General features: G+C 49.7%; 7 protein-coding genes. 2 read left to right on the top strand and 5 right to left on the bottom strand.

Going from position 1 to position 8,585, the window contains the following annotated elements:
* Positions 1-161: 161 nt before the first annotated feature.
* The gene (gene dinB / locus KCG48_RS04350) at positions 162-1,367 is read left to right on the top strand and encodes a DNA polymerase IV (protein WP_211800080.1); all 1,206 of its coding nucleotides are present in this window, start codon (positions 162-164) and stop codon (positions 1,365-1,367) included.
* Between the two features lie 110 nt (positions 1,368-1,477).
* Here dinB and KCG48_RS04345 read toward each other — a convergent pair whose 3' ends face one another.
* The 5 genes from KCG48_RS04345 to KCG48_RS04325 form a co-directional block, all read right to left on the bottom strand.
* Positions 1,478-2,497 (bottom strand): ABC transporter ATP-binding protein, encoded by a 1,020-nt coding sequence (locus KCG48_RS04345; RefSeq protein WP_331000370.1) that lies wholly within the window; start codon positions 2,495-2,497, stop codon positions 1,478-1,480.
* Positions 2,497-3,489 carry an ABC transporter ATP-binding protein gene (locus tag KCG48_RS04340; RefSeq protein ID WP_211800079.1) on the bottom strand — a complete coding sequence of 331 codons (993 nt, stop codon included), beginning with the start codon at positions 3,487-3,489 and terminating at the stop codon, positions 2,497-2,499. Before KCG48_RS04340 ends, KCG48_RS04345 begins: the two co-directional genes overlap by 1 nt.
* Before the next feature lie 9 nt (positions 3,490-3,498).
* Positions 3,499-4,440, bottom strand: coding sequence for an ABC transporter permease (locus KCG48_RS04335; protein WP_211800078.1), 942 nt, complete (start codon positions 4,438-4,440; stop codon positions 3,499-3,501).
* Positions 4,441-4,443: 3 nt separating this feature from the next.
* Positions 4,444-5,370, bottom strand: a complete 927-nt coding sequence (locus tag KCG48_RS04330; RefSeq protein WP_211800077.1) for an ABC transporter permease — start codon at positions 5,368-5,370, stop codon at positions 4,444-4,446.
* A gap of 87 nt (positions 5,371-5,457) precedes the next feature.
* Positions 5,458-7,080 carry a peptide ABC transporter substrate-binding protein gene (locus KCG48_RS04325; RefSeq protein WP_211800076.1) on the bottom strand — a complete coding sequence of 541 codons (1,623 nt, stop codon included), beginning with the start codon at positions 7,078-7,080 and terminating at the stop codon, positions 5,458-5,460.
* 578 nt (positions 7,081-7,658) lie between these two features.
* Here KCG48_RS04325 and KCG48_RS04320 point away from each other — a divergent pair.
* Positions 7,659-8,528, top strand: coding sequence for a DegV family protein (locus KCG48_RS04320; protein ID WP_211800075.1), 870 nt, complete (start codon positions 7,659-7,661; stop codon positions 8,526-8,528).
* Positions 8,529-8,585 lie beyond the last annotated feature (57 nt).

The raw sequence follows: 8,585 nt of genomic DNA, 5'->3' as shown, positions 1-8,585 counted from the left end.
CAAGCTATTTCTTAAAAATTTGCAAAGAAAATCAGCGCATGCTTCCATACGCTGATTTTCTTAACTTAATGACATTGTCCTTTACGGGGGTTCTTTCTTCTGTTTAGGGGGAGAGAATGTTAAAATAGAAGAAAGTTCTGGTGAAACGGAAGGAGGGGCCCATGGATAAGGTTATATTTCTGGTGGATATGAATGCATTTTTTATCACCTGTGAGACCCTTCGGCACCCGGAGCTGGCCGGGAACCCCTCCGCCGTAGCCGGCAGCCCGGAGAAGCGTACGGGGATTATCCTGGCCGCCAACTACGAAGCCCGGGCCTGCGGTGTGAAAACCGCCATGCCCGTCCAGGAGGCGCTGCGAAAGTGCCCAACGTTGATCCTCGTTCCTCCGGACCATGCTTACTATGAGCAATTATCCTGCCAGGTCATGGATTATCTCTCGCGTTATTCTCCCCTTTTGGAGCAGAACAGCATCGATGAAGCCTGGCTGGACATGAGCGGTACCGAAGGCCTTTTCGGTCCCCCGGAGGAAGCCGCAGAAAAAATTCAATCGGGTCTTCGCCAGGAGTTGGGGCTTTGGTGCTCCATCGGCATTGCCCCCAATAAGTTTTTAGCCAAAATGGCTTCGGAGATGAAAAAGCCCTTGGGCATCACGCGCCTCGCTGTATCCGATCTCCCCGCCCGGCTCTGGCCTCAGCCTGTGGGAACCATGTATGGGGTGGGCCGCAAAACGACGGAGGAACTGCTGAAGATGAACATTCGAACCATCGGAGATCTGGCAGAAACCCCCGTGGAAAGACTGCTGAAGAAATTTGGGAAAGCCGGCTATCAGATGCACCAGCATGCCCGGGGCATCGATCCTAGCCCCTTGACCCCCCACACGGCGGACGAGGTGAAATCCATTGGAAAGTCTGTTACCCTGGCCAAGGACATCACCGCCCTGGAGGAAGCGTCCGCCATTCTCACGCAACTGGCGGACGAAGTCTCCATCCGGGCGAGGCACAAGCAGAAAAAAGGCCATACGGTGCAAATCACCCTGAAGTATCATGATTTCTCCCTCATCACCCGTCAGTGCTCCATATCCGAGACCAATCTTGCCAAGCGAATTCGGGATGCCGGACTTTCCCTCCTGGAGAAGAACTGGGATCCGAAAAAGCCCGTGCGCCTCCTGGGCATCAGCCTTGGGGATTTTGACCCGCCGGTGAAAGGAGAGCAGCTTTCACTGTTCTTGACGCCCGACGAGGAGAAAGCTCCAACGGATGTTCGGGAGCAAAAGGAAGAGAAACTGCAAAATACCTTGGATGAGCTGCACCAAAAATTCGGTGATCAGTCGGTCTCCTGGGGATCCTTCCGAAAACCAACGAAATAAAGACCAAAGAATCGAGCACCTCTTTCCGTTCGGGAAGAGGTGCTCATTTCTTTGGTCTTCGAAATCTTGCGGCATCTGACGAAAAAGCTGCCCCGAAGGGCAGCTAAAAATTACAGGGCACTGGTATCTCGGGTGATGAGTTTGCTCTCTTCTCCGCGGGCTTTCGCTTCCATGATTTCGATGGTTCTGTGGCAGGCGCTGCGGTGTCCCGGTGAAATCTCCAAAAGTTCCGGAGTTTCATGATGGCAACGGTCCACAGCATAGGCACAGCGCTCCACGAAACGGCAACCAGGCTTGGGATTGATCGGTGAGGGCACATCGCCCGTCAGAAGAATCCGATGCTTGGATTTCTGCACTTCCGGATCCGGAATGGGAATGGCCGAAAGGAGAGCCTTGGTATAGGGATGAAGCGGATTGTTGAAGAGTTCTTCCGTTTCCGCCTGCTCCATAATGTGTCCCAGATACATGACCGCCACCTTATCGGAAATGTAGCGGACCATGGAAAGGTCATGGGCAATGAAGAGGTAGGTCAGCCCCAGTTTCTCCTGAAGGTTTTTCAAAAGGTTGATGACCTGAGCCTGAATGGAGACGTCCAGGGCCGAGATGGGCTCGTCGCAGACCACAAACTCAGGATTGAGGGCCAGTGCTCGGGCAATGCCGATGCGCTGACGCTGTCCGCCGGAGAATTCATGGGGGAAACGATTCGCATGCTCCTCACTGAGTCCTACCAATTCAAGAAGCTCGATGACTCGGTCTTCGCGTTCTTTTTTGGTTTTGTAGGCTTTATGAATATCCAGGGGCTCTGCCACAATGTCCATAACCGTCATCCGGGGATTCAGGGAGGCATAGGGATCCTGGAAGATCATCTGGAAATTCTTGCGGATCTCTAAGATCTCATGGCGCGGAAGTTTATAGATATCCTGTCCTTTATAGAACATTTCTCCATCTGTGGGTTCATAAATCCGGACGATGGTGCGTCCAGCGGTGGATTTTCCGCATCCGGACTCGCCCACGAGGCCATAGGTTTCCCCTTTCTGGATATCCAGATTGATGCCGTCCACAGCTGCCAGCTTTCCACCTTTCACGGTGAAATGCTTCTTCAGGTTTCGAATTGAGATTAACGGTTCCATCAGTTGTCCTCCTTTTGGGCCATGGGATGATTCAGCCAGCAGCGGCTCTTGTGGTCGCCGGGAAGAATGGTGAACTCAGGCATGTTATCCTGACAAATCTTCATGGCATCCTTGCAGCGGTCAAAGAACGCGCAGCCCTTGGGCGGGATATAGAGGTCCGGAGGAGTTCCGTCGATGCTGTGCAGGGGCTTTTTCTTGTCCATATCCAATCGGGGAATGGAATCCAAAAGACGCTTGGTATAGGGATGATTGGGTTCATAGAAGATCTTGTCCAGACTTCCCTCTTCCACAATCTGTCCGGCATACATGACTGCGATGCGGTCCGCAATATCCGCTACAACACCCAGATCATGGGTGATGATGATGATGGAGGTATCAAACTTGTTCTGAAGGTCCTTCATGAGATCGAGGATCTGCGCCTGTACGGTCACGTCCAACGCTGTTGTCGGCTCATCGGCAATGAGAAGCTTCGGCTTGCAGACCATGGCCAGAGCAATCATGACACGCTGACGCATACCGCCGGAGAACTCGTGGGGATACTGACGGATCCGCTTCTCCGGCTGGGGCACGGACACCATTTCCAGCATTTCAATGGCGGTCTTGCGAGCCTCTTCCTTGCTGATATTATGGTGTTTGACCAAACCTTCCACGATCTGATCGCCAATCCGCATGGTGGGATTGAGACTGGTCATGGGATCCTGGAAAATCATGCTGATCTCGTTTCCGCGAATATCTTCCATCTGCTCCCGAGTCTTCTCCAAAAGGCTCTCGCCGTCGAAGATGATTTTCCCCTCTTTATAGAAGGCTGGGGGCTGGGGAAGAAGCTGCATGATGCCATTGGCGGTTACCGACTTTCCGCAGCCGGACTCCCCGACGATGGCGAGGGTCTTTTTCTTTTCTACATTAAAGTCCACACCGCGGACCGCTTCGACTTCTCCAAAGAAGGTCTTGAACGAAATTTTGAGGTTTCTGACTTCTAGTATGTTACTCATTTACTCCACCTACTTTCTAAGCCTTGGGTCCAGGGCATCTCGAACACCATCACCCAGCACGTTGAATGCAAACATGATCATGGAGATGAACAGGGACGGAATGACGATCTGATAGAACAACCCGATGGGCATGGTGGCCAAACCGGCGTTGGCCAGGTTACCCAAGCTGGCTTTCGGCTGCTGAAGTCCAAGGCCCAGGAATCCCAGGGTGGCTTCGGCGAAAATAGCTCGGGGAATGGTTAAGGTCAGGTTGACCAGAATGGGGCCCAGGGTGTTGGGAAGAATATGTTTCTTCAAAATCCATCCCTTGGTGGCGCCCAGGGATCCTGCTGCCATGGAGTACTCGGTCTCCTTCAGCTGAAGCACCTGTCCGCGCACAAGAATGGCCATGGGTACCCACCCGGTGATGCTCATGGCGAGGACCAGAATCACCAGATTGGTGCCCTGTCCTTCCGAGGTGAACACCACGGACATGAGGATTACGACCAGCATATAGGGAATGGAGTAAATAACTTCGGCCACTCTCATCATGACGGCATCCACATTTCGGGACGCCATGCCCGCTATACCGCCATAGAGAACGCCGATGAAGAGATCAAGGAATGCTGCAGAAAAACCGATGATCAAAGAGTACATGGTCCCCTGCCAAACACGGGTGAACAGGTCTCTGCCCAGTTCATCGGTGCCAAACCAATGGGTTGCATTGGGACGCATGTTGATGGCATCATAGTTCTGCTCAAAGTACTTGTAGCCGTTGAGTCCGAAGCCAAAGACTGTTCCCAATAATGCCACGATGATAATGGACAATCCCACCATGGCCAGTTTGTTCATTTTGAGTCTGCGCCACACATCGGCCCAGTATTTAATGCTGGGTCGCTTGATTTTCTCCATATTCCGCTGTTCCGTGGACGCCGGAGAAAACATATCGCGGCTAAATTCGATGTTGCTCATTTTCTAGGCCTCCCTCATCAGCTTGATTCTTGGATCAATGATCGTGTATGCAAAGTCTACGATGAGCAGCATGGTGACCAGAATCACAGCATAGAATATGGTGGTTCCCATGATCAGCGGGTAATCACGGTTGGTGATGGAAGAAACAAAGAAATAACCGAGTCCGGGAATTCCGAAGATCTTCTCAATGACGAAGCTTCCCACCAAAAGATTGGAAACGATGGTTCCCAAGGCGGAAACCACAGGAAGAACCGCATTACGAACGGCGTGCTTGATAATCACCGTGGAACGCTTCAGTCCTTTGGACTGCGCAGTCTTGATGTAGTCCTGATTCAGAACTTCCAGCATGCTGGAACGCATGAGTCGGGCCATGGTGGCCAGCGGCATCATGGCTAACGCAATACTGGGCAAGATCGTATGGGCAAAGGTTCCCCATCCACCGATGGGTATCCCTGGTATATTTCGCGCTAAAAATTGAATAAACAACGTGCCCATGACAAAGCTGGGAACCGAAATACCCACGATGGCAATGACCATGGACATATAGTCCGGCCACTTATTCTGGAACAACGCTGCAATGACGCCAAGAAGCGGACCAAAGGTGATTGCAATCAGCAATGCCTCTGCTCCCAATGTGGCGGAAACAGGAAATCCTCTTTCAATCATATCATTCACGGTTTCTACACGGGATTTCATGGAATCCCCAAAGTCTCCGCGAGCAATATTTCCAAGATAAATCACATACTGCTGGGAAAGCGGCTTATCCAAACCGTACTTCTTCTGCAGATTCTCATAGATCACGGCCGGCATCTTTCCTTCCTTACGGAATGGATTTCCAGGCACGGAATGCATGAGGACAAAGGTAATGGTAATGATGGTGAACAGTGTCACCACAGCCATGGCTATTCGTTTAACCAGGTATCTACCCAAATTCATCTCCCCCTTAGAGATTCATAAGAAAATCGAGGATATCGAATCAACATCCTCGATCTTCATATACCTACTTAGTTCAGTGTATTATTTTTGAATGTCAGCATATTTCAGAACGGGATAGTTGATCAGTGGCTTGTATACGCCCTTCACATAGGTCTTCTGGACATATGGCTGGGTGTAGAAGTAAACCGGAATGACAGGCATGTCGGCCATCAGAATCGCTTCTGCTTCTCTCATGGCATTGAAACGTACCTTGGGATCAACGCTGTTCTTGGCTTCATCAACCAATGCATCATATTCAGGATTGTTGTACTTGGCATCATTGAAGCTGGAGGTGCTGTACCACAGATCAAGGAAAGTCATCGGATCCATGTAGTCGCCGATCCATCCTGCTCTGGAAATATCATAGTCCCCGGCTTTTTCTCTGTCAAGCTTAACCTGGAAGTCCACGTTCTCCAGCTTGATTTCGATACCCAGTGAGGTTCTCCACATTTCCTGTACAGCCTGAGCAATCTTCTGATGAGCTTCGCTGGTGTTGTACAGAAGAACGAAGTTCTTAGCATTAAACTGCTCAAGGGTCATACCGGCTTCTGCCAGTCCTTCGGTGAACAGCTTCTTGGCTTCGGTTACATCATAGGTAACCAGCTTGCCAACGCCGTCTCTGTACTCGTCGCCATTCTCATCCACCATTCCGAATGGAGTAACGCCTTCAGCAGGAATCTGTCCACCCATGGTGATCTTGGAAACGATGGTCTGTCTGTCGATGCTCAAAGCCAGAGCCTTTCTGACCTTGACATTGTCAAAGGGAGCTTCTTTGCTGTTCAGGTTGTAGTAGTAGGTTCCAACCTGTCCGCCGATGGTGATTTCTGCGCTCTTGTCCGTGAGAAGCTGATTGGTTACAGCTGCAGGCACAGTAGCCAGGAAATCAAACTCTCCGCCGGAGTACTTCTGCCATGCGGTGTTCTCATCTTCAAGGATGGCGAACTCGATGGCATCCAGCTTAACCTTAGCAGCATCAAAGAAGGAAGTGTTCTTCTCGATGACGATCTTGGAGTTGTGTTCCCAGGTGGTCAGCTTGAATGCGCCATTGGAAACGTGGGACTTGGCATCCTTTGCCCAGTCTGCGTTGGCTTCAACAACTTTCTTGTTGACCGGGTAGTAGGTGTAGAAAGCGGTCAGTTCCAGGAAGTAACCTGTGGGAACTTCCAGAACGACTTCCAAGGTCTGGGCATCAATGGCCTTAACGCCCACATCATCCTTGCTTCCCTTACCTTCATTGTATGCCTGTCCACCCTTCAAGTAGTACAGCTGATATGCATAGTCTGCAGCCAGTTCAGGATCCAGGGCTCTCTTCCATGCAAATTCAAAATCTTCTGCAGTGACGGGATCCCCATTGGACCACTTGGCATCTTTTCTCAGTTTGAACGTATAGGTGACATTGTCATCAGCCAGTTCATAGCTTTCGGCAACACCATTCACAATCGTTCCATCTTCGGCATAATCCATCAGACCCTGGAAAATGTGCTGAAGCACCCAAGACTCATGGGTTCCCTGTGCCAGGGCTGGATCTAGAGATCCGGGTTCGCTGGAGTTGTTTGTTCGAAGGACCTTCTTCGCGGTCTCATTTCCGGTCTTGGTTCCGCAACCGGTGAGAACGAAGGTAAGAGCCAGGAACAAGCTTGCAAGTGTGACGAGTTTTTTCTTCATTTTCGATATTCCCTCCCTATATATTGTTGTTGTTCCGCGAGATGTGAGTACCTCTTAAGCAGAGCGGTGAAAATGGAAATAGATGAATTAATGATCGAAAAAATGGATAATCATACAAAATGATTTTTCGTAAAATTTGTTATTTTATTATGACCAATTTTCAATTTTTCGTTCACAAAATACCTATTTATTGGTTTATTATATCCCATCATGGGGAATTGTCAATATCTCCCTTTCTAAAACCTCACTTGTTTTGGAATTAACAACCGAAGTTTCCCGGATAAGTAAACAAATTTTTTAAAGTGTCCTTCCACGAAAAAATGAGAATCCATTCCACCGAGGAATAGAATTTTATGCAGGATTTCCTTCATGCCATATTGGTAAATACACATTATTGTTATACTATTCCAAAATTTCACTTACTCTGAACTATTCATTTTCCCGTATTTAACAAAGGGTTAAGCTTCTTCCGGTAAACTATAGTCATCATTCGGTTTAGCGTACCGAACCACACTGCGCAGCGGCTCTCCGCTGCCCGATGAACTACTTCGCGTGAAAATTGAGAAGGAAGTGTCACGATGACCAAGCTAATTGTCGATACCACCTGCGACTTGAATCCGGCGATTAAAGACCGCTATGAGTTCGAAGTCATCCCTTTATCCATCATCCTCAACGACAAACCCTACGAAGATGGTGTGGAAATCCAGACCGAAGAAGTATACGAAGCCATGAGATCGGGATTGGTGCCCAAAACCTCCCAAGTGAGCTATAAGTCGGTCGTCACCGTTTTCGAGAAGCTCATTCAAGAAGGTTCCGATTTCATATTTCTCACTTTCTCTTCCCAGATGTCCGGCACTTACGATTTTGCCCGGGGGATCCTCAGCGAATACAGCCAACGTTATCCCGAGCGGCGAATGGCCATTGTGGACTCTGCCGGGGGTTCAGGAGGAGCCACGCTCATGGCTTTGCAGATCCTCCAAATGATGGAAAAGCAGGTCAGTTTTGACCGGATACTCGAGAATATTGAACACATGAAGGCCCACTTGCAATACCACTTCACCTTGCCCAGCATCGAATGGTTGGCCAAGGGAGGCCGAGTTAATCGCGGTGTAGGCTATTTAGGTGATAAACTGGATCTTAAACCCATTCTCACCGTCCAAGACGGAAGGATCATCATGGATCGCATGGTGCGTGGCCGAAAGAAAGCCTTGAAAACTATTCTTGAGGATACTTTGGTCACCGCTGCTCCAAATCCTGCCCAGTGGATCACCATCAGTCACGCCTATGATCCGGAAGCTGCTGAGGACTTAAAAGCGAAAATCCTCTCGGCCCTTCCCCAGGCAAAAGTGGAGATGATGAGTCTTGGTGCAGTTCTAGGCGCACACATCGGAATCGGGGGGATTGGCATTTTCGCCTTATCGGAGCTACCTCCGGATTATCAGTTTTAAATGTAACTTAAAACCCAGTCTGCACAGAATTCTGTTCAGACTGGGTTTTCTTTATGG

It is taken from the genome of Proteiniclasticum sediminis (genome assembly GCF_018128025.1).
GTDB lineage: Bacteria > Bacillota > Clostridia > Clostridiales > Clostridiaceae > Proteiniclasticum > Proteiniclasticum sediminis.
Note: the sequence above shows the minus strand (reverse complement) of the source record. Positions and strands in the feature narration are given on the sequence as shown.